This window comes from Rubrivirga halophila, assembly GCF_046845755.1.
Classification (GTDB): domain Bacteria; phylum Bacteroidota; class Rhodothermia; order Rhodothermales; family Rubricoccaceae; genus Rubrivirga.
This window is the reverse complement of the sequence record NZ_CP177357.1, coordinates 1790103-1815656: the sequence shown is the minus strand read 5'-3', so window position 1 is coordinate 1815656 and position 25554 is coordinate 1790103. Positions and strand designations below refer to the sequence as shown.

The following is a 25554-nucleotide window of genomic DNA, read 5'->3' as shown; positions in this document are numbered from 1 at the left end:
CCTCTGTGTCGCTTCGTCCCCTCCTGTTCGGGCTGGCCGCGCTCGCGGTCGGCGTCCTCATCGGTCTGCCCGTCGTCCGGCTGCTCCAGCCCGACGTCCAGCAGGCCGGCTCGGGCCCGTCCCGTGAGGTCACGGCGGCCCCGGCGTCGGTCGAGACCGTCCAGATCGGCGCCGACCGGCCCCCCGTCGCCGCTGCCAGCGAGATCCCGGACCTCGTCGACATCAGCCAGCAGACCGTGCTCGTGGCGCGAGAGGTCGAGCCCGCCGTCGTCTACATCGAGGTCGAGATCCCGACCGGCTACGGCCGGACCACGACCGACACCGGCAGCGGCTTCATCATCTCGCCCGCCGGGTACGTGATGACGAACGCCCACGTGGTCGCGCGAACGAACGAGGCGACCGTCGTGATGCCGTCGCTCAAGCGCGAGTACCGCGCCGAGGTCGTCGGCCGCGACCCGACGACGGACGTGGCTGTGCTGCGGCTCCTCGAGGTCGGCGTCGCCGACGACACGCCCTTGCCCGTCGCCGCCCTCGGCGACTCCGACGGGCTCTCCATCGGGGAGTGGGTCTTGGTGGTCGGGAGCCCGTACGGGCTCCAGAACTCGATCACCTCGGGCATCGTCTCGGCGCTCGGCCGCGGCGGCCTGAACGCCATCAAGGACGACTTCGCCATCGAGGACTTTATCCAGACCGACGCGGCGATCAACCCGGGCAACTCCGGCGGCGCGCTGATCAACCTGCGGGGCGAGGTGGTCGGCCTGGTGACCGCGAACGCGTCGGAAAACGGGGCCTCGGCGGGCTACGGGTTCGCCGTCCCGATCAACCTGGCACGCGTGGTGGCCGAGGACCTGATCCGGTACGGGGAAGTCCGGCGCGGATACCTCGGCGTCGAGGTGTTCCGCATGAATCAGGCCGAGGCCCGCGAGGCGGGGATGTCGACCGTGCGGGGCGTGCTCGTCACCGGCGTCGTCGATGGGGGGCCGGCGGACCGGGCCGGCATCCGGCAGGGCGACGTGCTCCTCGAAGTCGGCGGGCGGCCGGTCGATGCGACGAACCAGTTCCAAAGCCGCATGGCCCGGTTCAGCCCCGGCGAAGAGGTCTCGCTGTCGATCTGGAGCCGGGGCGAGGAGCGCCAGTTCCGCGCCACGCTGTCGGCCCCCCAAGACCCGTCGCTGGAGGACTGGTTCGCCAACACGCCGTCGCCGAGCGCCGTCCCCGTCCCGGTGCCCGAGGAGCCCATCGCCCGGTCGGAGGCGCCGGACTGGGGCGTCCGGTTCCGGGACCTCTCCCGCGCCGAGCGCCGCCGCTTCGAGTCGGGGGCCTACGTCGAGACCGTCGAGCCGGGGAGCGCCGCCGAGCTCGACGGCCTGCCGCGGGGGACCGTCGTCGTCGAGATCGAGGACCGGCCCGTGACTACGGCCGAGGAGGCCCGCGCGGCCCTCGCCCGCCAGGCCCGCCTCGACCGTCCCGCCCTGCTCCGCGTCCGCCGCGACGACGGCCGGACGGCGTTCTACGACCTCGCCTCCCCGTTTGTGGACTGAGGACCGGGGGCGGCCCGCGAACTTCCCCGGATCTCGGCGCGGGCGGCTGGCGCTGACGGCGCCTCGGCGGCACCTTTGCGCTCCTCGACAGCCCCTCCCGATGCCCCTCCGCTATCTCACCGCCGGCGAATCGCACGGCGAAGCGCTCGTCGGCATCGTCGAAGGGTTGCCCGCCGGCGTCCCCGTCACGCCCGCCGACATCGACGAGCACCTCGCGCGGCGGTGGCTGGGCTACGGGCGCGGCGGCCGCGCCAAGGTCGAGCGCGACCGGATCCACGTGCTCGGCGGCGTGCGGTTCTCGCACACGATGGGCAGCCCCGTCGCGATGCTGCTCCCGAACGCGGCGTACGAGAAGGACAAGGCCGGGTGGCCCGAAAAGATGGCCGTCGAGGGCGACGGCGACGGCATCGAGCGGATCACCTTGCCTCGCCCCGGCCACGCCGACCTGGTCGGCGCCCAGAAGTACGGGTTCGACCGCCCCCCGCACGGGCCGGACGTGCGGCCGGTCATTGACCGGTCGTCGGCGCGCGAGACGGCCATGCGCGTGGCGTGCTGCTCGGTCGCGCGGCAGATGCTCCGCGCGCTCGGCATCGAGGTCGGCAGCCACGTCGTCCGGCTCGGCGAGGTCGGCATGGACGACCCGAACGAGTGGGCTGAGGCCCGCGACGCCTTGCTGGCGAGCGGCGGCGCCCGGGCGCTGTACCTCGCCGCCGACGCGTCGGAAACTCGGATGCTCGACGCCGACCTGACGGCGCGCACGATCGAGCACATCAAGGCCACCAAAAAGGCCGGCGACACGCTCGGCGGCGTCTACGAGGTCGTCGCGACGGGCGTGCCGGTCGGGCTCGGGAGCTACGCCCAGGGCGACCGACGCCTGGACGGGAGGCTCGCGCAGGCGATCCTGTCGATCCAGGCCCAGAAGTCGGTCGAGGTCGGCGACGGGTGGCTGGCCGGCCGGCGGCCCGGGTCCGAGGTCCACGACCCGATCACGCGCGACGGCGACCGGTGGGGGCGCACGTCGAACCACGCGGGCGGCGTCGAGGGCGGCATCTCGAACGGCCAGCCGCTCGTGGTCCGGGGCACCATGAAACCCATCCCGACGCTTATCAAACCGCTGGCGACGGCCGACCTCGAGACGGGCGAGGCCCAGCCGACGCGCTACGAGCGCAGCGACGTCACGAGCGTCCCGGCCGCGAGCACAGTCGCCGAGGCCACGGTCGCCTGGGAGATCGCCGTCGCGCTGATCGAGCGGTACGGCGGCGACACGTTCGGGGCCCTTCGCGAGCGCCTCGATGCCGACCGCGCGCGGGGGCTGTAGGGGCTGGGGAAGAGACGACGGTGGACCGAGAAGAGGAACGGAAGTGCGTCGGTGCCCGAGCCACGGTCCCGACCGATTAGGACCTCCTCTACTCGTCTTCTCCTCTACTCGTCTTCTGTTCGGACGACGCGCCGCCCGTCTGGCGGATGGCCTGCGCGATCCGAGCCGGCTCCGGCGCCTTGCCGTCCTTCGGCACGGGCCAGCCCTCACGCTGGCGCGTGCGGTCGCCGTCGGTCGCCTCGGTCTGGTCGTGCCACAGGATCTGCTGCGTCGGGAACGGCAGGTCGATGCCGGCCGCGAGCAGCGACTGGCTCACCTGCATCAGAACGGCGTCGCGGAGCTTGACGACGTTCGCGCGCGTCGGGTCGCTCCACCAGCGCACGCGCAAGTTGACGGACGAGCCGGCAAGGTCCCACGTCAACACGTCGGGCGCCGGGTCCTTCATCACGCCCTCGATGCCGCGGACGGTCTCCAGCGCGATCCGCTTCGCCTCCCCGATGTCGTCGCCGTAGCCGATCCCGACGTCGTACTCGCTCCGCACGCGCTGGTAGGCCGTGATAACCTGGACCGGGTCGGAGTAGATCTGCGAGTTCGGGATGATGACCCGGCGGCCGTCGTACGTCCGGATAAAGGTGGCCCGCGTCTCGATGGCCTCAACCGTCCCGGTGTACGCGCCCGAGGTGATCTCGTCGCCCTCGCGAAACGGCTCGCGAAGCAGGATGAGGATGCCCGCCAGCAGGTTCTGGAAGATGTCCTGGAACGCGAACCCGAGCGCCACGCCGCCCAGCCCGAGCGCGCCCAGCAGGCTCCCGATCGTGAACGTCGGGAAGATGATGACGAGGCCGATGAGCACGCCCAGCAGCAGCAGGAACGCGTACGCCAGCCGCCCGATCACGATGCCAATGCTGGAGTCTTTCGGGCCCGGCGTCACCCGGTGGATGATGTTGCGGATCACCCGCGCGATAAGCACGAAGGCGAGAAAGACGACGATCGCGACGCCGATCTTGGGCAGCGTGGCGAAAAAGCCATCGATGAAGCCCTGGACGGTGTCGACGGCCTCATTCGTGGCGTCGGCCACGGTCACGGCGGCCGTGTCGGCCGCCTCGGCGGGCGTAAGGTCGGCTCGCGTGAGGACGGTGTCGACGGGGACCGTCCCCTGAAAGAGCGTGTCGGGCTGCATGCGCGGGTGTCGTCGGTGGACGGCTCGGACGAGCGCCCCGTCGCCGGGGTTCGCCTGAACGCGAACGCCCCCGCCGGCCGAAGCCAGCGGGGGCGTCCACAACGACCTGCGAGCTTAGGAGCCCGGCGTCGTGTCCGTGAGGTCGGGCCGCGTCTGCGGGCTCGCGCCCGGCTCGTTTGACTTCGGCTTGAGCACGCGCGGGGCGTCCTTCGCGTCGCGGAGCTTTTCGAGCTGCTCGCGCGCGACGTCGCGCCCGCCCCACCCGAAGGCGATGGCGGCGGCCAGGGCGATCGCGCCCAAGATGAGCCCGAAGGCGAGGTTGACGATTGAGTCGGCCAGGCCCATCTGCTTGAGCGCCATCGCTCCCGCAAAGACCAGGATCGAGACGCGCGCGGCGACCGCCAGCATGTCCGACTGCTCCGAGGCGTTCGACTTGACGGCCTGGTACGCCAGGTTCGACAGGTACAAGCCCACGGCGAAGATCAGCAGGCCCAGCAGCACCTGGCCGGCGAGCACGGTGAACTCGGCCACGAGCACCGCCAGCGAGGCGAGCCCGAGCGCGGCGGCGGCCTCCGTCGCCGCGAACAGCATGACGGCGACCAGGACCACCCAGCCCGCCAGCCCGGCCGGCGTCTTGGTGTCGAGCGACTCCGCGCGCACGGCGTCGCCGGCGTCGGTCGGCTGGACCACCTCGCTGCGGGCGGACCGGAAGCCGAGCCCTTCAAAGAGACGGTTGAACCCGACGCCCGCCAGCAGCGACGACACCAGCGACGCCAGCAGACGGCCGACGACGTAGGCGATCCCCAGGATCAGCGCGGCGACAAAGATGCGCGGGATGGCCTCCAGGAACTGGGCCAGCATCGCCGAGGCGGGGGCCGTGACGGCCTCCACGTCGAGCGCCTGCAGCGCCGACACGATGACGGGGATCAGCACCAGGATGTAGACCACCAGGCCGAGCAGGTCGCTCAGCTGCGTCCCGCCCGTCGCCTTCGCCAGCCCGACGCGCTCGCTGAGCTGGTTGGCCCCGGCGGCCGCGGCGAGGTTCGCCACGATCTTGCGGATCACCCGGGCCACGAACGCGCCGACGACCAGGATGATGGCCGCGAGCAGGAGGTTCGGCAGGAACGCCAGGATCTCGTTGACGAGCCCCTGGACCGGCGCGAGAATCCCGCTCAGCTCCAGCGCGCCCAGGATGGCCGGCAGGAACAGCAGGATCACGAAGTAGAAGACCGCCGTGCCCAGCGTCTCCGCCAGCGACGTGCCGCCGGATCGGCCCGCAGCGCCGCCGGAGCGGGCCGCGGCCCCGCCCGCCATGCGGGCCTCGGCGCGGTCGTGGGCGGCGGCCAGGTCGGCCTCTGCGCCGGGGCTGACTTCGCCAGCGGGCGACGAGCCGTGACCGGCCGGGGCCGGGGTCGCGTCGCCGGCTGTGGCGATGCGCTCGTCGATGTTGGCGGCGTGGAGGGCCTTCGTCGTGAGCATCGACAGCACGCGAGCGACGGCGTACGCCACAATCGCCAGCAGGAGCGCGCCGATGAGGTTCGGGATGAACGCGATGATGGTGCTGACGAACCCGCCGAGCGGGCCGCCCACGTCGCCCAGGTCGACGGCGTTGAAGGCGGCGATCAGCGCCAGGACCATCACGATCCAGAACGCGATCCGCCCGCCGATCTTCTCGGACGAGATCTGGGGCGAGTCGGAGAGCGACGCGAGAAAGCGGTCGTCGATGGTCGTCCGCTTGAGCGCGCCGCGGACGACGCCCTCGACGACCTTGGCCACGACGTAGCCGACGAGCAGGATGAGGACGAAGACCAAGACGGGCCACAACGGACCCATCGTCGCCTCGACGTTGGTAAAGAAGTCTTGCATGAGGGGGAGGGAGAGGGGAGGCGTAAGCACCTGTTTCGGCCAAAAAAGTTTCATTTCCGCGGCTATGAGCGCGCCGGCTGGGCCGACCGGCCCGCCGCGGTGTCCCAGCTCGCCCACGGGCCCGCACCGCCGCCCCGTCGGGGCCCGCGAATCCCCACGGTCTGCCCGGAGCCGCCCGGGGCCCGCGCTAGCTTTCGCGCTCCCCCGACTTCGACCGACCGATGCCGAGCCGCCCCCAGTCCGCCCAGGACATCCGCGCCGCCTTCTTCGACTTTTTCCGCGAGAAGGGCCACGAGATCGTCCCCAGCGCGCCGATCGTCCCCCAGGACGACCCGACGCTGCTGTTTATCAACGCGGGCATGAACCCGTTCAAGGACGTCTTCCTGGGCACCGGCTCGCGCCCGTACGTCCGCGTCGCCGACACCCAGAAGTGCCTGCGCGTCTCCGGCAAGCACAACGACCTCGATGAGGTGGGGCTGGACACCTACCACCACACGTTCTTCGAGATGCTCGGCAACTGGAGCTTCGGGGACTACTTCAAGCCTGAGGCCATCGCCTGGGCCTGGGAGCTGCTCGTCGACCGCTGGGGGCTCGATCCGGAGCGCCTGTACGTGACGGTCCACGAGGGCGACGAGGCGCTCGGGCTGGGGCCCGACACCGAGGCGGCCGAGCTGTGGGCCGAGACCACGGCCGTCCCGCCGTCCCACATCCTCTACCAGTCCTCGAAGGACAACTTCTGGATGATGGGCGAGACCGGCCCGTGCGGCCCGTGCTCCGAGATCCACGTCGACCTCCGCGACGACCACGAGCGGGCGATGGTGCCCGGCGAGGCGCTCGTCAACAAGGACGACCCGCGCGTGATGGAGATCTGGAATCTCGTGTTCATCCAGTTCGACGCGACCAAGGACGGCGACCAGACCGTGCTGGCGCCGCTCGCCGACAAGCACATCGACACGGGGATGGGCTTCGAGCGGATCGCGGCAGTGCTCCAGGGCAAGACCTCGAACTACGACACCGACCTCTTTACGGGTATCCTCGCCGCGCTGAGTGAGACGGCCGGGCTCAAGGCGTATGACGCCTACGACGAGTCCGACCCCGACGACAAGCGCGTCCGCGTGGCCATGCGCGTCGTGGCCGACCACGTCCGCACGCTCGCCGTCGCGATCGCCGACGGGGCGCTGCCGGGCAACACGGGCCGCGGCTACGTGCTCCGCCGGATCCTGCGCCGTGCCGTCCGCTACGGCTACCAGGCGCTCGGCTTGCGCCAGCCGTTCCTGGCGTCGCTGCTCCCCGCGCTGGTGGAGGAGATGGGCGGCGCGTTCCCGGAGCTTATGGAATCGCAGGAGACGGCGGCCCGGATCATCACGGGCGAGGAGGAGGCCTTCCTACGGACCCTGGCGGGGGGCATCGACCTGTTCGACTCGGTCGCCGGGTACGTCGAGGACACCGATGGGCTGGCGGAGGACCGCAGCGCCGTCGACCTTTTGCAGAAGGCCTACATCGGCAAGACGCTCGACGAGGTGATCGAGGACGTACGCCAGCAGGCCGAGGCCCGCACGGTCCCGGGCGAAGTCGCCTTCCTCCTTCACGACACCTACGGCTTCCCCTCCGACCTCACCGCCGTCATGGCGCGCGAGCGGGGCCTGAGCGTCGACGAGGCCCGGTTCGAAGAGCTCATGGGCGAGCAGCGGGATCGCGCCCGCGCCGCCGCCGGGTTCTCCGCCGCCAGCGACGACGTCGACCTGTGGGACGCGACCGCCGACACGCCCGAGGCCATCGAGTTCGTCGGCTACGACACGCTCACCGTCGACGACGCTCGGATCCTGAAGACGCGGACGGTCGGGGAGGGCGCGGAGGCCCGCCACGAGGTGGTGCTCGACCGGACCCCGTTCTACGCCGAGTCCGGCGGGCAGGTCGGCGACACCGGCACGCTGGCGGTCGGCGACGAGACCCTCACCGTCCTCGACACGACGAAGGGCGCCGACGGCGTCATTGTCCACGTGGTCGACGCGCTCCCGAGCGACCGCGACGCGAGCGTGACCGCGACCGTCGACGCCGCCCGCCGCCAGCGGATCATGCGCCACCACACGGCGACGCACCTGCTCCACGCCGCGCTCCGCGAGACGTTGGGGACGCACGTCCAGCAGAAGGGCTCGCTCGTCGCGCCCGACCGCCTCCGGTTCGACTTCTCGCACTTTGAGCGGATGACCGACGACGAGCGGCGGACGGTCGAGGCGCGCGTCAACGAACTCGTGCTGGCGAACGTCGCCAAGGGCGAGGACCGTGACGTGCCGCTCGACGAGGCGCGTGCGCGCGGGGCGATGGCGCTCTTCGGCGAGAAGTACGGCGAGCGCGTCCGCGTCATCACCTTCGGGCCCGACTCGGTCGAGCTCTGCGGCGGCACGCACGTCGCGAGCACCGGCGAGGTCGGCCTGTTCCGGCTGACGGCCGAGGGCTCGGTCGCGTCCGGCGTCCGCCGCGTCGAGGCCGTCGCGGGCGAGGCGGCCCTGGCGTGGCTCGACGGCCAGCTCGCCGAGCTCGACGCCGCGCGCGGCCACTTCAAGCAGCTCCCCGACGGGCTCGCGCCCGCCGTGGCAGGTCTGCAAGCGAGCGTCAAGGCGCTCGAATCGGAGCTGGCGACGCTCAAGGGCCAGCAGGCCGCCGCGGGTCTGGGCGAGACGCTCGCCAACGCCGCCGACATCGACGGCGTCTCGCTGGCGACGGCGCGCGTCGACGGCGCCGACATGGACACGCTTCGTGACCTCGCCGAGTCCGCCCGCGAGCAGATGGCGTCGGGCGTCGCCGTCTTCGGCTCGGCCGACGACGCCGAGGGCAAGGCATTCCTCGCCGCGTCCGTCACCGACGACCTCGTCAAGCGCGGCGTGCAGGCCGGCAAGCTGGTCGGCGCGCTCGCCAAGCGCGTCGGCGGCGGGGGAGGGGGGCGCCCCCATCTCGCGACCGCCGGCGGCAAGAACCCCGCGGGCCTGGACGACGCCCTCGCGGCGGCGGCCGACGAACTCCGCGCTCTCTTGGGCTGACCCACCAGAAGATGCGGGATGACGCGGTGGGAGCGAGCACTGCTAACCCACCTTACCCTCACCCTGCCGCCGCACCCCGAGCGCCCGACCGGCGCTGATCCCCGACACCCGCTCTTTTCCGATGCTCCGACTCGCCGCCCTCGCGCTCGCGCTCCTCGCGCTCCCCGCCAGCGCCCAGACCTTCCTGATCGAGGACATCGCCACGTACTCGGCCGGCATGGGCCGCTCCGACGGCCCGTTCACCCTCGTCTCGCTCCGCGACGGCGCCGTGATCGTCGCCGCCAGCGACGAGGTCCGCGCCGACTCGGCCTCGGCGGCCTGGGACATCGGCTTGCGCGGGACGGAGGTCATCCTCAACGGCGGCGCCAGCGGGCCGGGCGCCGTGCTCGGCGCGCTCGTCGAGCAGCCCTTCGACGCCGTCACCGCGCTCCCGGACGGGCTCGACTCCGACGGCAACGGCGAGTGCCCGCGCGGCGCGGCGCGCGTCGTCTGCAACGGGTCGGGCAACGGCTGGTACGCGTACGAGTCGAACGGCGTCCAGCCGCTCGCCGACCGCACGCTCGTCGTCCGGCGCGCCGACGGCTCCGCGGCCAAAGTCCGCTTCGTGCGCTACGTGCTCGGCGACGCGCTGCCGAGCGGCATCCGGCCCCGGTACGTGACGTTGGAGGTCGCCGCGCTCGCCGACTAGCCCGGTGGCCGCGCTGTCCCCGCCCCCTCCGAGTCGGGCCGCCGGCCGGGCGGTCCGCGACGCGCTTGCGGGCCATCTCGCGTTCGCCGTCGTCGCCGCCGTGGGGTTGGCGGTGCCCGTCGGCGATCTGGGGTGGCGCCTGCTCGCGATCGTGGCGGTCTACAACGTCGCCCTGCCCCTCGTGGGCACGTGGCGCGGGCACACCGACTGGGTGCGTCTGTGGGCGTTCCTGGTCCCGCTGAGCGTGTTCCAGGTGGTCCCCGACGCGTTCCTCGCGTCCGTGCTGGGGAGCCTCGACTTCGCCGACACCGGCGGCCCGCGCCTCTGGGACGTCCCCCTCGCGATGGCCGGGATGTGGACGGTCGCCCTATGGCCGGCGCTCTACGCCGCCGACCGGCTCGCTCGCGGGTCGTTCGGCTGGGGGGCCGGGTGGGCTGCCATCCTGGTCGGGGGCGTGCTCGTGGCGGCGGAGGCGACCCTGTGGGCCGTCCCGATCTGGCGGGCCGTCGCGGTTGCGACGGTCGGCCCCGTCGCGGCGTACGTCATCCTCCCCGAGATCCTGCTCGGTGCCGTGGCCTACTTCGGCTACCGGTCGACCCTGCGCAAAGGGCTGGCGACGCGCCTCGCCGCGGCGGCGCTGGTGGCCCTCACCTACCTGGGTGCCCTCGCGACGGCGTACCTGCTCATCGAAGGGGGATGACGCCCGCGTTCCGGGACTCTTCACCGGACGGCCCGGGCACCGGGGCACGCCGCGCGTAGTTTTCGGTCCCCGTCGGAGAGGTGCCAGAGTGGTCGAATGGGGCAGTCTCGAAAACTGTTGTGCCCTTACGGGTACCGTGGGTTCGAATCCCACCCTCTCCGCCCCGCGGCCCTGACGGAAACGTCGGGGCCGCGCTTGGTTTCGGGCTACCAGCCGGTCCGGCCCGGATCCGTCGGTGGCGGGCTCGGCGGGATGCGGGGCGGCGGCTCGGAGGGTAGGGGAGCCGACGGCTCCGGATGCACTGGGCCGGGCACGCGCAGGTCGGGCGTCGGGCGCGCGTGCTCGAGGGCGCGCGGTGGCTTGGCGGCGATCCGGTCATTCGGCCCCGTTCCCGACTCGAACAGCGCCCGCTCGGCCGCGCGGCGGCGCACGAGCCCGGGCAGCGCCCGCCCGCCCGCCAGCACCCAGCGGTCGAACTGCTCGGCCGCCGCGCGCGCGTCGCCCTCATTGAGCCGCCGCAGCAGCGTCGACGACGCCAGGTTCGAGGCGCCCAGGTTGTAGGTGAAGCTGACGAGCGCGTCGAACTGCGCCTGCGCCAGCGGAACGGCCACGTGGCGGCGCACGGCGCGCTCGTAGCTGCCGACCGTGTCGCGCAGGAGCTGGCGGCCCTGCGCCTGCGTCAGCGGCGGCGCGAGCCCGTCCGGCAGCGCGCCCGTCCAGCCGTACGCGATGGTGCGGACGCCGACCGGGTCGAGGTACCAGTCGGGCTTGAAGCCCTCGAACCGCTCGATGAGCGTGAGCCCGGCGTCGGAGATGCGCAGGCCGTCGTTGGCAGGATGTGGCATGGGGGAGGGGGGGAGGTCGAGCCGCAATAAAGGGACGGCACCGTCTCCCAACCCCCGCCCGGAGCATGCCCCTGGGACGAGGCCACCCCGCGTGCCTGTCCGCCCGCCCTACCCAATGCGTCCCCTCTCCCGCTGGGAGAGGGACAACCGATAGGTCGGCGTAGCCAGGGTGAGGGGTGCCATTCGGGCACCACCCCGCCATCGAATCGGCCGCCAACCATGAGGGGGTGCCACCCGCCCCAAGCCACCGCAGCGGAGCGAGGCCGAGCCGGAGCCGTGCTACCTTTTGCACCCCACCCGCCGCTGCCTCATGCGCCCGCTCGTCTGCCTCCTCGCCGTCCTCGCGCTCGCCGCGCCTGCCCTCGCCCAGCGCGCCGCCCTCGACACCGTCCGCGCCCAGCCGCTCGACGGCGGCAAGATGTGGCTCTTCGAGGACTCGCCGACAGAGTACCTCCAGGAGACCTACGGCTTCGCGCCCGACGAGGCGTGGTACCGCCGCGCCCGGCTCGCGTCGCTCCGGATGCCCGGCTGCTCGGCCTCGTTCGTCTCCCCGAACGGGCTCGTGCTCACCAACCACCACTGCGCCCAGAGCTGGGTGATCGCCAGCGATCGCGGCGGCGAGGGCCTGCTCGACAACGGGTTCACGACGACCTCGCTCGACCAGGAGCGCCGCGTCGACGACCTCTACATGGACCAGCTCGTCGCCATCGACGACGTGACCGACGCGATGTCCGCGCCGGTCGACGCCGCCGAGACCGACGCCGAGCGCGAGGCCGCCTTCGAGTCGGCCCAGGCCGCCGTCACCGCTCGGCTGCTGGCGACTAGGGGCATCACCGCGCCCGACCCCGACGCCGACGACTTCGTGGTCCAGATCGTCGCGCTCTACAACGGCGGCCGGTACTCGGCCTACACTTTCCGCCGCTACCGCGACGTCCGGCTCGTGATGGCGCCCGAGCGCGCGCTCGGCTTTTTCGGCGGCGACCCCGACAACTTCACGTACCCCCGCTACGCCGCCGACTTCGCCTTTTTCCGCATCTACGGCGACGACGGCCGACCGCTGGCCACGCCCGAGTACTTCCCGCTCTCCGCCCAGGGCGTCGAGCAGGGGAGCCTGGTCTTCGTCATCGGCAACCCGGGCAGCACCTCGCGCGGGCTGACCGTCGCCGAGCTCGAGTTCCTGCGCGACGCCGGGCTCACGGGGACGGATCGCTTTATCCGCACCCGCGAGGCCGCCCTGCGCGCCTACCTCGCGACCGGTGAGGACCCGGAGCCGGACCAGCTCCGCGGCCGCATCTTCGGGCTGTCGAACGCGCGCAAGGCATATGGCGGTCGCCTCGCCGGGCTGGGCGACGACTACATCATCGCCCGCCGCGCCGCCGCCGAGCGCGACTTCCGCGCCGCCAGCCCCGCCGCCGCCGCCCTCATCGACGAGCAGGCCGCCATCCAGGCCGAGAAGCGCCAGTACGCCGCCGCCTACCGCGCCTTCCCGACCCTCTTCCACCGCGCCTACGGCTCGGCGCTCATGAAGCGCGCCCGCGCCCTCGCGATGGGCGACGCCGAGGCTGCCGCCGCCGTCGAGACCCCCCCGATGATCTTGGAGCGGGCCTACCTCACCGCTGAGGTCGACGCTATCCGCGCCTACTACGGCGATCAGGGCCTGGCCCTGCCCGAGGGTATCGACGGCCCGTCCGCGCAAGCCGCGGCCGACCGCCTGCTGGCGGAGTCGCTGGCGGCAACGGCGGCCCCGGACCCGCAAGAGGCCGAGTACGACCTGGCCGTCGCGCTCGTCCGCGGGCTGCTCCCCGAGATCGAGGCGTTCCAGTCGGCCAGCGCCGGCCTCAGCGCCCGCGAGCGCGACGTCGCGCGACGCCTGGGGCGCGAGCGGTTCGCGACGTTCGGCAACGCCGTCCCGCCGGACGCCACGTTCTCGCTCCGCTTTACCGACGGCATCGTGCGCGGCTACCCCTACAACGGCACGCTCGCGCCGCCGATGACGACGATGTACGGCCTCTACGACCGCTACCACAGCTTCTGCTCGTCGGGCGCCAGCGACCCGTGCGAGTGGGACCTGCCCCAGCGCTGGCTCGACGCTGAGGACGACCTCGACCTCTCGACGCCGGTCAACTTCACGTCGACGTCCGACACCATCGGCGGCAACTCGGGCTCGCCGACGGTCAACCGCGCCGGCGAACTCGTGGGCCTCAACTTCGACCGCACCATCGAGGGGTTGGTCCGCGACTACATCTACGCCCCCGAGCGCGGCCGCAACGTGATGGTCGACACCCGGCTCGTCGTCGAGGCCCTCCGCAACGTCTACGGCCTGAACGGGCTGGTGACCGAGATCCGCGAGGGCACGCTCCGGCGGTAGCGGCAGGAGAAGAGGAGGGGTAGAGGAGTAGACGATGTCCATTGTGGAGCCACGTGCTCCCGGGCTCCTCTTTCTTCCCTCTACTCCTCTTCTCTTCTGCTCTCCCCGAACACCTGCGACGGGTACATGTCGGCGTCCGGCCGCTGGATGCGGACGAGGGGGTACCCGGAGCGCCCGTGGCACGTGTTGCAGCCGACAACCATCTGCTCGTACGCCGCGTCGAACCGCGCCACGTCGCCGGAGCGCGCGGCCTCCACGAGCGCGTCCGCGCGCGGGTCGGCCACCTCGGCCGCGATCGCGCTCACGTCGATCCCGTCGACGACGTAGCCTCCGTCGATGACGCGGCCGGCGCGCTCGGAGATCTTGTCGGCGTAGAACGCGGTCAACTCCCAGTTGCCGGCGTCCGACGCCAGCGCCGCCTTTTCGACGTACCGCTGCATCAGCACCATGTGGTCGAGCAACGTCGCCTCGTCGTTGCGCGCGCGCTCGGCGCGTTCGGCCGCGTACGTCTCGGCCGTCGGGAAGGGCGGGCCGAAAAAGGCGAACATCGCGATCAGCAGCGACAGCAGGGCGACGGCGAGCGAGAGCAGGGCGACGGCGAGGACGCGGGACACGGACGTGTGGGATGGACGTCGGGAGGACGCCCCGCGCCCACCCGAGTTCGCCCGGTTCGCACCGGGCGGGCGGAACGGGGCCCGCCCTGACGGCCGTTGAACGGTCCCTTCTTTCGACGCCATGTCCCGCCTCCTCTTGCTCGCCGCGCTCGCCCTCGCCGCCGGCTGCGCCGACCCCTCCGACCGGCCGGACCCGCCCGTCGCCGTCGCGCCCGCCGAGGCCGCCGACCGCGAGCCCGGGCCGCGCGAGCCCGTCGCGCTCGACCTCGTCCTGCCGACAGCCAACCGCGCGCTCCTGACCGACGCCCCCGATCGGTTTTACCAGGGCTTGAACACGACCGTCGACAGCCTGCGGCCGGAGAAGTGGGAGGGCGGCCAGTACGGATTCGTCCGCGACCCTGTCCCGACCATCTTCGGCCTGCGCACCTTCCGCCGGGTCCATGAGGGCATCGACATCGCGCCGACCGGCCGCGACGCCGACGGCGAGCCCGTCGACTCTGTCTTCGCCATCGACGTGGGCCGCGTCGCGTACGTCAACGAAAGTGCCGGGGCCTCGAGCTACGGGAAGTACGTCGTCGTGGAGCACGACTGGAGCGGCTCGCCGGTGTACAGCCTGTACGCTCACCTCGCCGACGTCACCGTCGCCGAGGGCGAGCCGGTTGCGAGGGGCGGGACGCTCGGCAAGATGGGCTACACCGGGCGCGGGCTGGGGCGCTCGCGCGCCCACGTCCACCTCGAGATCGCGCTGATGCTGAATGAGCACGAGGGCCGCTGGTTCGAGGAGTACTACGGTACGAACGACCTCCACGGCCTGTTTTTCGGCACCAACCTCGCCGGGGTCCCGCCCGCCGAGCTGTTCCTGGCGCTGGAGGAGGACCCCACACTTTCGTTCCCCGAGTTCGTCCGCAGCCTGGACGAGGGCTACGTCGTCGACCTCCCCGGCGGCCGCCCGCTCGACCTGCTCGCGCGGTACCCCTGGCTCGGCCCCGAGGCCGCCGCCGCCGACACGGCGTCCGTCCCCGGCTGGCGCGTGACGTTCTCCCAGGAGGGCGTCCCGATCGGCGTCGAGGTCGCCCCGAACCCGGTCGACCAGCTCACGCTCGAGGGCGTGGCCCTGGGCGTCTGGCTGACCGACGGGAGCACGAATCAGATGCTGCTGCGCAAGCGGTTCACGTATCAGCCCACGCCACGGGGCCGCCAGTACTTCGCGCTGCTGGCGACGACGGCCGACGGCGCGCCCCGGTGGTAGGGCGTGCCCCGAACTCGGCCGGCAAGCCATCTCTCCACCTCTAAGCAGACGTCATTCCCGCGAAGGCGGGAATCCAGAGCCCGGGAGCACCCTCTCGTGATGGCTTCACCCTCATAACGCTGTCCGCAAGCGGGGCAGGCGGTACGCGAGCAAGAACCACCATTCTGGATTCCCGCCATCGCGGGGATGACGGCAGAGGAGGTGTGCTAGCGGTGCTGACCGTTCCCCACGTGCACGCAGGGATCAAGTGTGCGAGCGAGCCGCGAGGCTAACGGCCTCAGCTTTCAGCGATGAGTGAAAGTTTGGGGTGCGGGCACCCTGCGCGGCGCTTGCGGGTTGATCCCTTCCCTCGCCGCCCCCGCCTGATGGCCGACTCGCCTACCGCCCCCGACCACCCCGTCACGACGCTGTCCCGGGGCATCGCCTCGGTCCTGCCCCTGTTGTACGTCGCCTGGGCCGACGGCCTGCTGACGCCCGCCGAGGTGGCCGCGGCGCGCGAGCGGCTCGCCGAGCAGGACTGGATGACCGACGCCGACCGCGCGACGGTCGCCGAGTGGCTCGACCCCGCCAACCCGCCGGATGCGACGACCTACTTCGGCTGGGTCCGCACCATCCGCCAGGCCGCCGAGCACATCCCCGACCTCGGCCACAAGTCGCTCGCCGACCTCGGCGCCGACCTCGCGGTCCTCTCGGGCAGCGGCGACGGGGCGGGCCTGCCGCCCGAGGCCCGCTTGGCGCTGCGCGAGATCGAGGACCTGCTGGGCGTGGTGGGGGAGGAGGTCGTCCGCGACTTGGTCGAGGTCCGCCCGCCGTCGGTCGACCGCCGCGCCGGCCCGCCGGCCTTCGACATCGCGCCGCTCCGGGCCTTGCTCGACGGGCCCCACGCCGACGTCAAGAACCGCGTCCGCCGCCTGCTGAGCGACCCGGCCTTCGCCTACCCCGAGCCCGACATCCCGAAGGAGGAGTACCGCGAGATCGTGCTCCGCTGGACGCAACTGCTGGCGAACCAGGGCATCGGCGCGCTCGCGTACCCCGAGTGGGCCGGCGGCAAGGGCGACATCGCGGCGTTTATCGCGGCGTTCGAGATCATCGCCACGCACGACCTCAGCCTGGTCGTCAAGTTTGGCGTCCAGTTCGGGCTGTGGGGCGGCAGCGTCAACGCGCTCGGCAGCGACGAGCAGCGCCGCGAGCTGCTCCCCCCCATCGGCACGCTCGCGCTGCCCGGCGCCTTCGCCATGTCCGAGCGCGGCCACGGCTCGAACGTCCGCGAGCTCGAGACGATGGCGACGTTCGACCGCGAGACGGACGAGTGGGTCATCGAGACGCCGACGGACCGCGACCACAAAGAGTGGATCGGGAACGCCGCCGCGCACGGCCGCCTCGCGACCGTCTTCGCCCAGCTCTGCATCGACGGCGAGGAGTACGGGGTCCACGCCTTTGTCGTCCCCATCCGGACCGAGGACGGAGAGCCCGCCCCGGGCGTCCGCATCGGTGACAGCGGCCACAAGATGGGACTCAACGGCGTCGACAACGGCCAGCTCTGGTTCGACGGCGCCCGCGTGCCCCGGACCGCGCTGCTCAGCAAGTACGCCCAGGTCGACGCCGACGGCACCTACACGAGCCCGATCCCGAGCGCGGGCAAGCGCTTTTTCGTGATGCTCGGCACGCTCGTCGGCGGGCGGATCGCCGTCGGGTCGGGCGCCAACTCGGCCGCCAAGGCGGGCCTGACGGTCGCCGTCCGCTACGGCGCGCGGCGGCGCCAGTTCGGCCCCGCCGGAGGCGACGAGGTCGTCATCCTGGACTACCTCAGCCACCAGCGCCGCCTGCTCCCGCTCGTGGCGACGAGCTACGGCCTGTCGTTCGCCCTCACCCAGCTGTCCCAGGATTTCGCGGCGCTCAAGCCCGGCGGCGACACGCGCGAGATCGAGGGGCGCGCGGCGGCGCTCAAGGCCATGGCCTCGTGGCACGCCACGCGGACGCTACAGGAGGCGCGCGAGGCGACCGGCGGCGAGGGCTTCCGGTGGTCCGCGCGGATCGCCCACCGCAAGGCCGACTCCGACATCTTCACGACGTTCGAGGGCGACAACACGGTTCTGCAGCTCCAGGTCGCCAAGGGCCTGCTGGCGGGCTACCGCCAGGAGTTTTCCGACCTCAACGCCTGGGGCCTGCTCCGCTTCGTGCGCGAGAAGGCGTCGGTCAAGCTCGGCGAGGTCAACCCCCTCGTCCGCCGCAACACGGACCGCGACCACCTGCTCGACCCGGCATGGCACCGCGACCTGTTCGAGCGCCGCGAGCGCGAGCTGCTCGTCCAGGTCGCCGCCCGGCTCAAGCGCCGCATCGACAAGGGCTGCGACTCGTTCGACGCCTTCGTCGACGTGCAGGACCACCTGCTGACGCTCGCGACCGCGAACGCCGAGCGGCTCGTGCTCGAGGCCTTCCAGGACACCATCGCGACGATCGACGACCCCGCGCTCAAGACCCGGATGGAGTTGCTCTGTGCCCTCTACGCGCTGGAGCACATCGAGCGCAACCGGGGCTGGTTCCTGGAGCAGAACCTCATCGACGCGCCGGTCTCGAAGGCCATCCGCACGCGCGTCAACGCCCTGCTCGGCCGGCTCCGTCCGATCGCCGTCGAGCTTGTCGACGCGTTCGGGATCCCCGACGAACTCCTGGGCTCTGAGATCGGGTCGGGGCGGATGCCGCTCGACCCGTAGGCGGATGCGGATCACCGACCTCGTCGCCGGCATGCCGTACCTCGCCCGCCAGTCGTTCCGCGACGACGGCGGCGTGCTCGTGCTCGCGGGCGACCGGCTGACGTACCTCCGCCACCGCGCCGTGCCTGTCACCGGCGCCTTCGAGGTGACATTCCAGGAGGAGACGCTGACGTTCCACGAGGACCGCCAGCGCGACGTCTGCGAGCACGCCGAGCGCTTTTTCGAGCCGGAGCACGACGACGCGTAACGGGAGCCCGGCGCCCGCGTCGGCTATTTCAGCTTGAGCTCGGCGACGATCGGCAGGTGGTCCGACCCGCGCCGGGCCGCCTCCGACGTGTGGGCGCCCAGGTGGATGATCTCGACGCCGCGGGCGTAGAGGCGGTCGAGCGCGAGGACAGGCCGGACCGTCGGGTACGAGGCCGGCCAGTTGGCGTTGTGGTGCCGCGTTTTGAAGTGGTTGTCGAGCGCGCGCGACGCCTTCGTCGGCCGCCAGGCGTTCATGTCGCCCACCAGCACGACCGGCCCGCTCGCGAGCTGGGGGTGATCCAGGAGCGCCTTGACCTGGTGCGCGCGCGTCCGGTCCACGAGGGCAAGGTGCGTCGCGGCGATCTGCAAGGACCGCTCGCCGGAGCCGACGCGGACCGCAAGCGCTGCCCGTTTTTCGAGTCGCCCGAACGACAGGTCGATGGCGAGCGCCCCGGACAGCGGCCATCGCGACAGGACGGCGTTCCCCAACTCGCCACGCTTGTGGAGCCTGGTGACGACGAACGCGAGGTGGTAGCCCAGATCCTCCGCGACCTCGCGGAGCGGGTCGGCGCCCTTGGTGGGGCGGAGCGCCTCCTGGAGCGCCAGCACATCGGCGCCCATCTCCTCGATGACGGCGTGCGCGCGCTCGGGCTCGTATTGCTTCCCGCCCCGCACGCCGGCCCACCGGTGGACGTTGTACGAGGCGACCGTCAGGCGGCGCTTGAGCGCCGGAACGGGCTGCGTGGGCGGAGCCGCCAGCAGTTCGGCGAGGTAGGGTTGAACGCGCGTCGGACGGGGCACGGAGAGGGGGGAAAGGCGGGGTGAAGACGGCCCGTCGACGTGCGGCGATCCCGCCGAAGGCGTTACCCTCGGAAACCCCCGATGAATCCGATGGACCGACTTCAGTGCAAGGCCTGCCGCTCGTACTCGATGCTCCCGATGGAGCTCGACGCCGACGAGTCCGACGACCTCGGCCTGCTCACCGACGAGCAGGAGGCCCGCTTCTTTACCTGCCACGTCTGCGGCGACAACTGGCTGACCGTCCGGCGCGTCGAGGAAGGCGATTGCAAGATCACCTTCGTCCACCAGATGGGCCTCCAGCCGCTCCTCAAGCGGACCGCCCACATGTCGACGCCCGTGCTCCTCAACGAGGACACCGTCGAGCACTGGGACTACTACCTCGGCGACGACGAGGTCGGCGAGGGCCGCTGGCGCGACACGCTCGACGAGCGCCGCCGCGTGCTCCGCTCGATCTGCTCGAACTAGGGCGCGTGGACCATTGCGAGGTCAGGCTCGCGCGAGGTCACGATTTCGGTGTCGCGAGGAGTGCGGGGCCGTAGCCACGGACGACGATCGGGACGCGGCGACGGCGGAATCTGGCCCGCGAGAGTCGATCTGGGTGAATGTTCAGGCGCCCTCGCTAAGGCAGCCGTACGCCGTTGACGAGAGCCAGCAGGGCGGCCTGCTGGCGGGCCCAGAGCGCCTCGGGCGCCTCGACGCCGATCGCCCAGATCGCGCCGTGGGTCCGAACAAACACGACGGCGCCCCGAACGCCGCCGCCCGCGACCTCGACCCCGAACGGGTGGCCGGGCACGGCGATCGGCCCGACGGGCCCGGCCGAGCCGTGGTAGCGGTACGGCGTCTGGCCCCGCAGCCACCGCTCGCGCTCGACGCCCTCGAACCCGACCACGCGCTCGACGCGGACGACGGCGCCCGCCAGCGGGTGGCGCGGCGCGGCGTTCCGAAGCGTGAAGACGGCATACCGGCCGCTGTTCTGCGCTGAGGGCACGGCCGGGCCGCGCCAGCCAGGCGGCAGCGTCACGGTGACGCCCAGCTCGCGGATGGTCTCGACGGTCGGCTGTGTGGCGGCCCGCAGCGCCAGTCCCAGCCGCGGCGACGGCCGGGCGCGCTGGGCGGCCTCGCGGACCACGTCTTGCGCGAAGCTCGGGGCCGTAGCCACCGAGTCGGGCGCGGACTCCGCCTCCGGGGGGACGATCTGCGCGAGTGCGGCAGGGGCACTCAGGGCGACGGCAAGGGCGAGGGCGAGGCGAGACATCGGCGACACGCGGAAGGGGGACGTCGGTATCGCGACTTCCGCCCGCCGGTTAATCACCAACGCAGCCGCAACGCGAGTTGCCCCGACTCCGGCCGGACGCCGATGCTCAGGTCCTCGCTCACGTCGAAGTCCGACAGCTCGGCCGCCACATACGCGTCGAGCGCCTGGAGCGCGTATGCCGCCAGCACCACGAGCGCGCCCACGTCGCGCTGTCCGCGCGCGGTTTCCCGGACCGAGCGGATCGCGATGAACGTCGCGGGCGTCGCGAGCCCCTCGTTCACGGCGTCATATTCGTCTTGGTAGTCGGCGCCGGCCGCCGCGCACAGCGCGATGCGGTCGGCGTCGTCGTCGGCCGAGCCGTCGTCGACCAGGCAGCCCGCGACGACCGACGCGCGGCGGTAGCGGAGGTACTGGCGCTGGCGGGTGACGAAGTACACGGCGGCGCCGGCGACGAACGCGAACGCGAACGGGGCCTTCGCGCGTTGCCCGACGTACACCTGGCCAAACCCGGGCAGCGCAAGCGCTCGGAGCACGGCGCCGCGTGCGGTCGGGCCCGCCACGGTGTCGGCGAGGGTCGGCGTGTCGAGCCGGGTCGCCAGCGAGTCGAGGGGTTGGGCGGCGAGCGGCGCGGCGGTCGCCAGCAGGAGTGCCGCCCACGCGATGCGGCCCACGGGTTACTCGGCGGTCAGCCGGGCTACAACGCGCTCGAGGTCGTCGACCGAGTAGTAGGCGACCTCGACCACGCCGCCGCCGTCGCTCGCGCGGTGCTTGATTTGGACGCGGCTGGCGACGTGCTCGCGGAGCCGGGCTTCAAAGGCCTCGATTTGGAGCCGGTCGCGCGGCGGGAGCGCCGGAGTGCTCGGGGTGTCGGCGCTGGGGGCGGACGGCTTGGGCGCCGGCTCGCGCAGGGCCTTCGCGCGGCGCTCGACCTCGCGGACCGACAGCCCGTGGTCGATCGTCGCGCGGTGGAGGTCGAGGAGCGCGGCGTCGTCGTCGACGCCGACGAGGGCGCGCGCGTGGCCGCTCGACAGGGCGCCCTCGCGGAGCGAGGCCTGGACGCGCGGCGGCAGCCGCAGCAGCCGGAGCGCGTTCGCGACCGTCGGGCGGCTCTTGCCCACCTTCTCGGCGACTTGCTCCTGCGTCAGCCCGACCTCCTCCATCAGCCGCTGGTAGCCGAGTGCCACCTCGACCGGGTTGAGGTCCTCGCGCTGGACGTTCTCGACGATCGCCATCTCCAGCATCTCCTCCGTGTCCGCCTCGCGGACGTAGGCGGGGATCCGCTTGAGCCCGGCGCGGCGGCTGGCGCGCAGGCGGCGCTCGCCCGAGATCAGCTCGTAGCGCCCGTCCCCGAGGGAGCGGACCGTCAGCGGCTGGATGATGCCGAGCTGGGAGATCGACGCGGCCAGTTCGTCGAGGGCCTTCTCGTCGAAGTCCTTGCGGGGCTGGTACGGGTTCGGGCTGATCGCCTCGATGTCGAGCTCGGCGACGCGGCCGGCCAGGCGGCGGCGCTCCTCGAAGTTGTAGAGGCGCGTCCGCGAGCCGGTCTCGTCGCCGGGGGAGGCGTCGGGCTGGGAGGGGAGGAGGGCGCTGAGGCCCTTGCCGAGGGCGGCTTTCTTGGCCATGGGGGGGCAGGGCTAGGCGTCGTCGGAGGAGGGCGGCGTCGCTTTCGAGGCGAGCACGACGCGGTCGGTGCCGCCGTCGCCGGCGGGCGTCGGGCGCGGCGGGGCGATCGTGCGAGTGCGCGAGGCCGGCGTGGGCGTCGGCGGGGGAGGGGTGGACACGCGCGGGGCGGGCGGCGGCACGCGGAGGTCCGGCGCGTCGTCGAGCGGCGTGCCGTCGGCGGTCTCGGGCGGGGCCTGGAGGTAGCGCTGGTTGTTGCGGACCACCTCGGCGGCCACGCTCAGGTAGTTCTTGGCGCCCGACGAGATCCCGTCGTAGAGCAGGACCGGCTTCCCGAAGCTCGGCGCCTCCGAGATCCGCACGTTGCGGGCGACGACGGCCTCGAAGACGCGGTCGCCGAAGTAGCGCCGGACCTCGGCCGCGACCTGGTTGCTCAGGCGGAGCCGCCCGTCGAACATCGTCAGCAGCACGCCCTCGATCTCGAGGTCCGGGTTGAGGTGCTGGCGGACGATCTTGATCGTGTTGAGCAGCTGGCCGAGCCCTTCGAGCGCGAAGTACTCCGTCTGGACCGGGATGAGGACCGAGTCGGCGGCGGTCAGGGCGTTGAGCGTGAGGAGGCCCAGGCTCGGCGGGCAGTCGATGACGACGAAGTGGTACTTCCGCCGGAGTCCCTCGAGCGCCTTCTTGAGGACCCGCTCGCGCTCGAACAGGTCGATCATCTCGATCTCGGCGCCCACCAGGTTGATGTGGCTCGGGACGACGTCCAGGAACGGCATCTCCGTGTGGAGCGCGACGTCGTCGACGGAGGCGCTCCCGGTGAGCACGTCGTAGACGGACGAGGCGACCGTCCGGGGCTCGATGCCCAGCGACGACGTCCCGTTCGCTTGGGGGTCGGTGTCGATGAGCAGCGTCGGGTGCTCCGACGCCGCGAGCGACGCAGCGAGGTTGACGGCCGTCGTGGTCTTGCCGACGCCGCCCTTCTGATTCGCGACCGCGATGACCTTGCCCATGGCGAGGGGCGCTAACGGGGAGTGACAGGGCGCCGGCCACGGGGACCGGGGGGACACCTCGAATATAGAGCCGGCCCGACAGCGCCGACGGGCTGTCGGGCCGGCCGTTCGTCCACAGCCGCCTGATGGCCTCGGGTCTCCGCGGGAGAGCGAGCGAAGTCGCTGTGCGACAACGCCCAGCACGGGGCGTCTCGGGGGCTCCTCAAACAGAAACCCCGACCGGCGGCTGCCGGTCGGGGTTGGATCGGGTGGATCGCGCCGGTTGTCGTCCCCCCGGACAGATCGCCAGGCTCGACCTCACTCGATGCTCGAACGATAGGGACCAGAAGCCGCGCAGTCAAGGGGGCCGTGCAAATTGGGTGAAGCAATGGGTGAATCCCGACGCCCGCCACGCCGATATTCCGGCGTCCCCCCCGACTCTGATGACCCTCCGCTCGCTCGAAAACCGGGCCTTCCTCGCCCTCCTCGTCCTCGTCACGCTCGCGTTCGCGTGGACGCTCGGGGGGTTCTTGCTCCCTGTCTTCTGGGCCGTCGTGCTCGCGGTCCTCTTCGCGCCGCTGTTCCGCTGGTACGAGCGCCGGCTCAAGGGGCGCTCGACGATCGCCGCGTTGTTGACCCTGCTCACCGTGATGTCCGCGGTCGTCGCCCCGCTCATCGTGCTGGGGATCCTGGTGACGCAAGAGGCCATCGGCGTCGTGGAGCGGGTGTCGTCGGGCGAGATCGACCTGACGGAGCCGGTCGCCGCCGCCGAGCGGATGCTGCCCCGCCTCAGCCAGCGCGCCGAGGAGCTCGGCATCGACTTCGACAACCTCCGCGACCGCGTGACCACGTCGGCCGTCGCGCTGAGCCAGGAGGTCGCCTCGCGGCTGCTGTCGGTCGGGCAGCAGGCGCTGACGTTCACGCTCCTGCTGGCGGTGACGCTCTACGTCCTGTTCTTCTTCGTCCGCGACAGCGCCGCGCTGGAGGCGACGATGATCCGCGCGCTCCCGCTCGGCGACCCCCGCGAGCGACGGCTGTTCTCCAAGTTCACCGCCGTCACCCGGGCGACGGTGAAGGGGACGTTCGTGATCGCCGCGGTGCAGGGCACGATTGGTGGCGTCGCGTTCGCGCTCTTGGGGCTCGGCTCGCCCGTTCTGTGGGGCGTGCTGATGGGCGTGTTCTCGCTGCTCCCGGCGATCGGCGGAGCGCTCGTCTGGATCCCGGCGGCCGTGTACCTGGTGGCGACCGGCGCCTGGGTCAAGGCGCTCATCCTGGCCGGCGTCGGCGCGGGCATCATGGGGACGGTCGACAACGCGCTCCGCCCGATCCTGGTCGGCCGCGACGCGGGGATGCCGGACTACATGATCCTGCTCTCGACACTTGGGGGGCTGGCCACGTTCGGGTTCTCCGGGCTCGTCATCGGCCCCGTCGTCGCCGGGCTGTTCCTGACCGTCTGGGAGATCTTTACCGAGGAGTTCGGCCCCGCCGACGACGCGCCGGACGACACGCCGGCCTCGGGCCTCGACCCGATCGAGGCCGCCGCGCTGGAAGAGGCGCCGGCCGACCCGCCGCTCGCCGAGTCCAACCCTGAGCTGGAGATCTAGCGCTCAGATAAACACGACGGTCTTGTTGCCCTGGACCAGCACCCGGGCTTCGAGGTGCCAGCGGACGGCCCGTGCCAGCACGTCCCGTTCGAGCGACTGGCCCAGGCGCCGGAGCTCGGCGACGGACTGGCGGTGCGACACGCGGGCCACGCCCTGCTCGATGATCGGGCCCTCGTCGAGGTCGGCCGTCACGTAGTGGGCCGTCGCGCCGATCACCTTGACCCCGCGCTCAAACGCCTGCCGGTACGGGTCGGCGCCGACGAACGCGGGCAGGAACGAGTGGTGTATGTTGATGATGCGCCCGGCGTAGCGGTCGACAAAGTCGGGCGTCAGGATCTGCATGTAGCGCGCCAGCACCACGAGGTCGACGCCGGCCTCGTCGAACAGCGCGACTGTGGCGGCCTCGGCCTCGCCCTTCGTGTCCCGGGTCACCGGGACGTGGTGGAACGGGACGCCGAACCGCTCGACCTCGGCGCGCAGCGCGTCGTGGTTGCTGACGACGAGCGCGATGTCGGCGTCGAGGTCGCCCCGGCGCCACTGCCACAGCAGCTCCAGGAGGGCATGGTCCACCTTTGAGACCATGATGGCGACCTGGGTCCGACGGGCGGCGTACGCGATTTTCCAGTCCATCGCGAACGGCTCGGCGACGACGCGCCGGAACGCGGCTTCGAGCGCCTCCGCGGCGAGGTCGAGGTCCGGCGTCGTGAACTCGGCCCGCAGAAAAAACGTCCCGCCGACGGGGTCGGTCGAGTGCTGGTCAAGCGCCGTGATGTTGGCGCCGTGGTTGCGCAGGAAGCCGCTGACGGCGGCCACGATGCCGGGCTGGTCGGGGCAGGTGACGAGCAGGCGGGCGAGGGGGACGTCCATGGACCGGGGCCGGGGAGACGGGAAGATCCCACTTAGAGCCCGCTCGCGGGG

Annotated in this window: 20 protein-coding genes, 1 tRNA gene and 1 pseudogene; 12 read left to right on the top strand and 10 right to left on the bottom strand. The window is 72.1% G+C overall.

Annotated elements, in window-relative coordinates; genetic code table 11:
* Positions 1–5: 5 nt before the first annotated feature.
* Positions 6–1541, top strand: a complete 1536-nt coding sequence (locus ACLIRP_RS07960; RefSeq protein ID WP_412063435.1) for a trypsin-like peptidase domain-containing protein — start codon at positions 6–8, stop codon at positions 1539–1541.
* 100 nt (positions 1542–1641) lie between these two features.
* Positions 1642–2859: a chorismate synthase gene (gene aroC / locus ACLIRP_RS07955; RefSeq protein WP_412063434.1), complete on the top strand. Its 1218-nt coding sequence runs from the start codon at positions 1642–1644 to the stop codon at positions 2857–2859.
* Positions 2860–2947: 88 nt separating this feature from the next.
* On the opposite strand, the gene ACLIRP_RS07950 is transcribed toward aroC, so the two are convergent.
* On the bottom strand, positions 2948–4039 hold the full coding sequence (locus ACLIRP_RS07950) for a mechanosensitive ion channel family protein (RefSeq protein WP_412063433.1): 1092 nt from the start codon (positions 4037–4039) through the stop codon (positions 2948–2950).
* A 114-nt stretch (positions 4040–4153) separates the two neighbouring features.
* The gene (locus ACLIRP_RS07945; RefSeq protein ID WP_412063432.1) at positions 4154–5905 is read right to left on the bottom strand and encodes a mechanosensitive ion channel; all 1752 of its coding nucleotides are present in this window, start codon (positions 5903–5905) and stop codon (positions 4154–4156) included.
* A 221-nt stretch (positions 5906–6126) separates the two neighbouring features.
* On the opposite strand from ACLIRP_RS07945, the gene alaS reads away from it, so the two are divergent.
* The 4 genes from alaS to ACLIRP_RS07925 all read left to right on the top strand — a co-directional run bounded on the left by alaS (position 6127) and on the right by ACLIRP_RS07925 (position 10492).
* On the top strand, positions 6127–8943 hold the full coding sequence (alaS, locus tag ACLIRP_RS07940; protein ID WP_412063431.1) for an alanine--tRNA ligase: 2817 nt from the start codon (positions 6127–6129) through the stop codon (positions 8941–8943).
* Positions 8944–9064: 121 nt separating this feature from the next.
* Positions 9065–9631, top strand: coding sequence for an HmuY family protein (locus tag ACLIRP_RS07935; RefSeq protein WP_412063430.1), 567 nt, complete (start codon positions 9065–9067; stop codon positions 9629–9631).
* Between the two features lie 4 nt (positions 9632–9635).
* Entirely contained in the window at positions 9636–10331 is a 696-nt protein-coding gene (locus ACLIRP_RS07930) for a DUF6989 domain-containing protein (protein ID WP_412063429.1), read from the top strand.
* 74 nt (positions 10332–10405) lie between these two features.
* Positions 10406–10492, top strand: a tRNA-Ser gene (locus ACLIRP_RS07925).
* 231 nt (positions 10493–10723) lie between these two features.
* On the opposite strand, the pseudogene ACLIRP_RS07920 reads toward ACLIRP_RS07925, so the two are convergent.
* Positions 10724–11152: pseudogene (locus tag ACLIRP_RS07920) on the bottom strand (lysozyme); the annotation flags it as partial.
* A 334-nt stretch (positions 11153–11486) separates the two neighbouring features.
* On the opposite strand from ACLIRP_RS07920, the gene ACLIRP_RS07915 reads away from it, so the two are divergent.
* Positions 11487–13544 (top strand): S46 family peptidase, encoded by a 2058-nt coding sequence (locus tag ACLIRP_RS07915; protein ID WP_412063428.1) that lies wholly within the window; start codon positions 11487–11489, stop codon positions 13542–13544.
* 80 nt (positions 13545–13624) lie between these two features.
* Here the strand turns inward: ACLIRP_RS07915 and ACLIRP_RS07910 are convergent, their stop codons facing one another.
* Positions 13625–14158, bottom strand: coding sequence for a hypothetical protein (locus tag ACLIRP_RS07910; protein WP_412063427.1), 534 nt, complete (start codon positions 14156–14158; stop codon positions 13625–13627).
* A gap of 121 nt (positions 14159–14279) precedes the next feature.
* Between ACLIRP_RS07910 and ACLIRP_RS07905 the strand changes: the two genes are divergently transcribed.
* The 3 genes from ACLIRP_RS07905 to ACLIRP_RS07895 all read left to right on the top strand — a co-directional run bounded on the left by ACLIRP_RS07905 (position 14280) and on the right by ACLIRP_RS07895 (position 18368).
* Positions 14280–15407, top strand: a complete 1128-nt coding sequence (locus ACLIRP_RS07905) for a M23 family metallopeptidase (RefSeq protein ID WP_412063426.1) — start codon at positions 14280–14282, stop codon at positions 15405–15407.
* Positions 15408–15772: 365 nt separating this feature from the next.
* A complete protein-coding gene (locus ACLIRP_RS07900; protein WP_412063425.1) occupies positions 15773–18121 on the top strand; it encodes an acyl-CoA dehydrogenase in 2349 nt (782 codons plus the stop codon).
* Between the two features lie 4 nt (positions 18122–18125).
* Positions 18126–18368, top strand: coding sequence for a hypothetical protein (locus ACLIRP_RS07895; RefSeq protein WP_412063424.1), 243 nt, complete (start codon positions 18126–18128; stop codon positions 18366–18368).
* Between the two features lie 23 nt (positions 18369–18391).
* On the opposite strand, the gene ACLIRP_RS07890 is transcribed toward ACLIRP_RS07895, so the two are convergent.
* Entirely contained in the window at positions 18392–19168 is a 777-nt protein-coding gene (locus ACLIRP_RS07890) for an endonuclease/exonuclease/phosphatase family protein (RefSeq protein ID WP_412063423.1), read from the bottom strand.
* A gap of 90 nt (positions 19169–19258) precedes the next feature.
* Between ACLIRP_RS07890 and ACLIRP_RS07885 the strand changes: the two genes are divergently transcribed.
* Positions 19259–19633: a hypothetical protein gene (locus ACLIRP_RS07885; protein WP_412063422.1), complete on the top strand. Its 375-nt coding sequence runs from the start codon at positions 19259–19261 to the stop codon at positions 19631–19633.
* A 154-nt stretch (positions 19634–19787) separates the two neighbouring features.
* Here the strand turns inward: ACLIRP_RS07885 and ACLIRP_RS07880 are convergent, their stop codons facing one another.
* The 4 genes from ACLIRP_RS07880 to ACLIRP_RS07865 are packed head-to-tail and all read right to left on the bottom strand — an operon-like array spanning position 19788 to position 23053.
* Complete coding sequence (locus ACLIRP_RS07880) at positions 19788–20423, bottom strand: hypothetical protein (RefSeq protein WP_412063421.1); 636 nt, start codon at positions 20421–20423, stop codon at positions 19788–19790.
* Between the two features lie 53 nt (positions 20424–20476).
* Entirely contained in the window at positions 20477–21094 is a 618-nt protein-coding gene (locus ACLIRP_RS07875; RefSeq protein ID WP_412063420.1) for a DUF5683 domain-containing protein, read from the bottom strand.
* Between the two features lie 3 nt (positions 21095–21097).
* Positions 21098–22045, bottom strand: coding sequence for a ParB/RepB/Spo0J family partition protein (locus ACLIRP_RS07870; RefSeq protein WP_412063419.1), 948 nt, complete (start codon positions 22043–22045; stop codon positions 21098–21100).
* A gap of 12 nt (positions 22046–22057) precedes the next feature.
* A complete protein-coding gene (locus ACLIRP_RS07865) occupies positions 22058–23053 on the bottom strand; it encodes a ParA family protein (protein ID WP_412063418.1) in 996 nt (331 codons plus the stop codon).
* A 422-nt stretch (positions 23054–23475) separates the two neighbouring features.
* On the opposite strand from ACLIRP_RS07865, the gene ACLIRP_RS07860 reads away from it, so the two are divergent.
* Entirely contained in the window at positions 23476–24636 is a 1161-nt protein-coding gene (locus ACLIRP_RS07860; RefSeq protein ID WP_412063417.1) for an AI-2E family transporter, read from the top strand.
* A gap of 3 nt (positions 24637–24639) precedes the next feature.
* On the opposite strand, the gene purU is transcribed toward ACLIRP_RS07860, so the two are convergent.
* The gene (purU, locus tag ACLIRP_RS07855) at positions 24640–25503 is read right to left on the bottom strand and encodes a formyltetrahydrofolate deformylase (protein WP_412063416.1); all 864 of its coding nucleotides are present in this window, start codon (positions 25501–25503) and stop codon (positions 24640–24642) included.
* Positions 25504–25554: the final 51 nt, after the last annotated feature.

Coding starts and splice junctions, on each gene's coding strand:
- aroC (WP_412063434.1), top strand. CDS start 1,642: ATGCCCCTCCGCTATCTCACCGCCGGCGAATCGCACGGCGAAGCGCTC.
- ACLIRP_RS07950 (WP_412063433.1), bottom strand. CDS start 4,039: ATGCAGCCCGACACGCTCTTTCAGGGGACGGTCCCCGTCGACACCGTC.
- ACLIRP_RS07945 (WP_412063432.1), bottom strand. CDS start 5,905: ATGCAAGACTTCTTTACCAACGTCGAGGCGACGATGGGTCCGTTGTGG.
- alaS (WP_412063431.1), top strand. CDS start 6,127: ATGCCGAGCCGCCCCCAGTCCGCCCAGGACATCCGCGCCGCCTTCTTC.
- ACLIRP_RS07935 (WP_412063430.1), top strand. CDS start 9,065: ATGCTCCGACTCGCCGCCCTCGCGCTCGCGCTCCTCGCGCTCCCCGCC.
- ACLIRP_RS07915 (WP_412063428.1), top strand. CDS start 11,487: ATGCGCCCGCTCGTCTGCCTCCTCGCCGTCCTCGCGCTCGCCGCGCCT.
- ACLIRP_RS07905 (WP_412063426.1), top strand. CDS start 14,280: ATGTCCCGCCTCCTCTTGCTCGCCGCGCTCGCCCTCGCCGCCGGCTGC.
- ACLIRP_RS07900 (WP_412063425.1), top strand. CDS start 15,773: ATGGCCGACTCGCCTACCGCCCCCGACCACCCCGTCACGACGCTGTCC.
- ACLIRP_RS07895 (WP_412063424.1), top strand. CDS start 18,126: ATGCGGATCACCGACCTCGTCGCCGGCATGCCGTACCTCGCCCGCCAG.
- ACLIRP_RS07885 (WP_412063422.1), top strand. CDS start 19,259: ATGGACCGACTTCAGTGCAAGGCCTGCCGCTCGTACTCGATGCTCCCG.
- ACLIRP_RS07880 (WP_412063421.1), bottom strand. CDS start 20,423: ATGTCTCGCCTCGCCCTCGCCCTTGCCGTCGCCCTGAGTGCCCCTGCC.
- ACLIRP_RS07870 (WP_412063419.1), bottom strand. CDS start 22,045: ATGGCCAAGAAAGCCGCCCTCGGCAAGGGCCTCAGCGCCCTCCTCCCC.
- ACLIRP_RS07865 (WP_412063418.1), bottom strand. CDS start 23,053: ATGGGCAAGGTCATCGCGGTCGCGAATCAGAAGGGCGGCGTCGGCAAG.
- ACLIRP_RS07860 (WP_412063417.1), top strand. CDS start 23,476: ATGACCCTCCGCTCGCTCGAAAACCGGGCCTTCCTCGCCCTCCTCGTC.
- purU (WP_412063416.1), bottom strand. CDS start 25,503: ATGGACGTCCCCCTCGCCCGCCTGCTCGTCACCTGCCCCGACCAGCCC.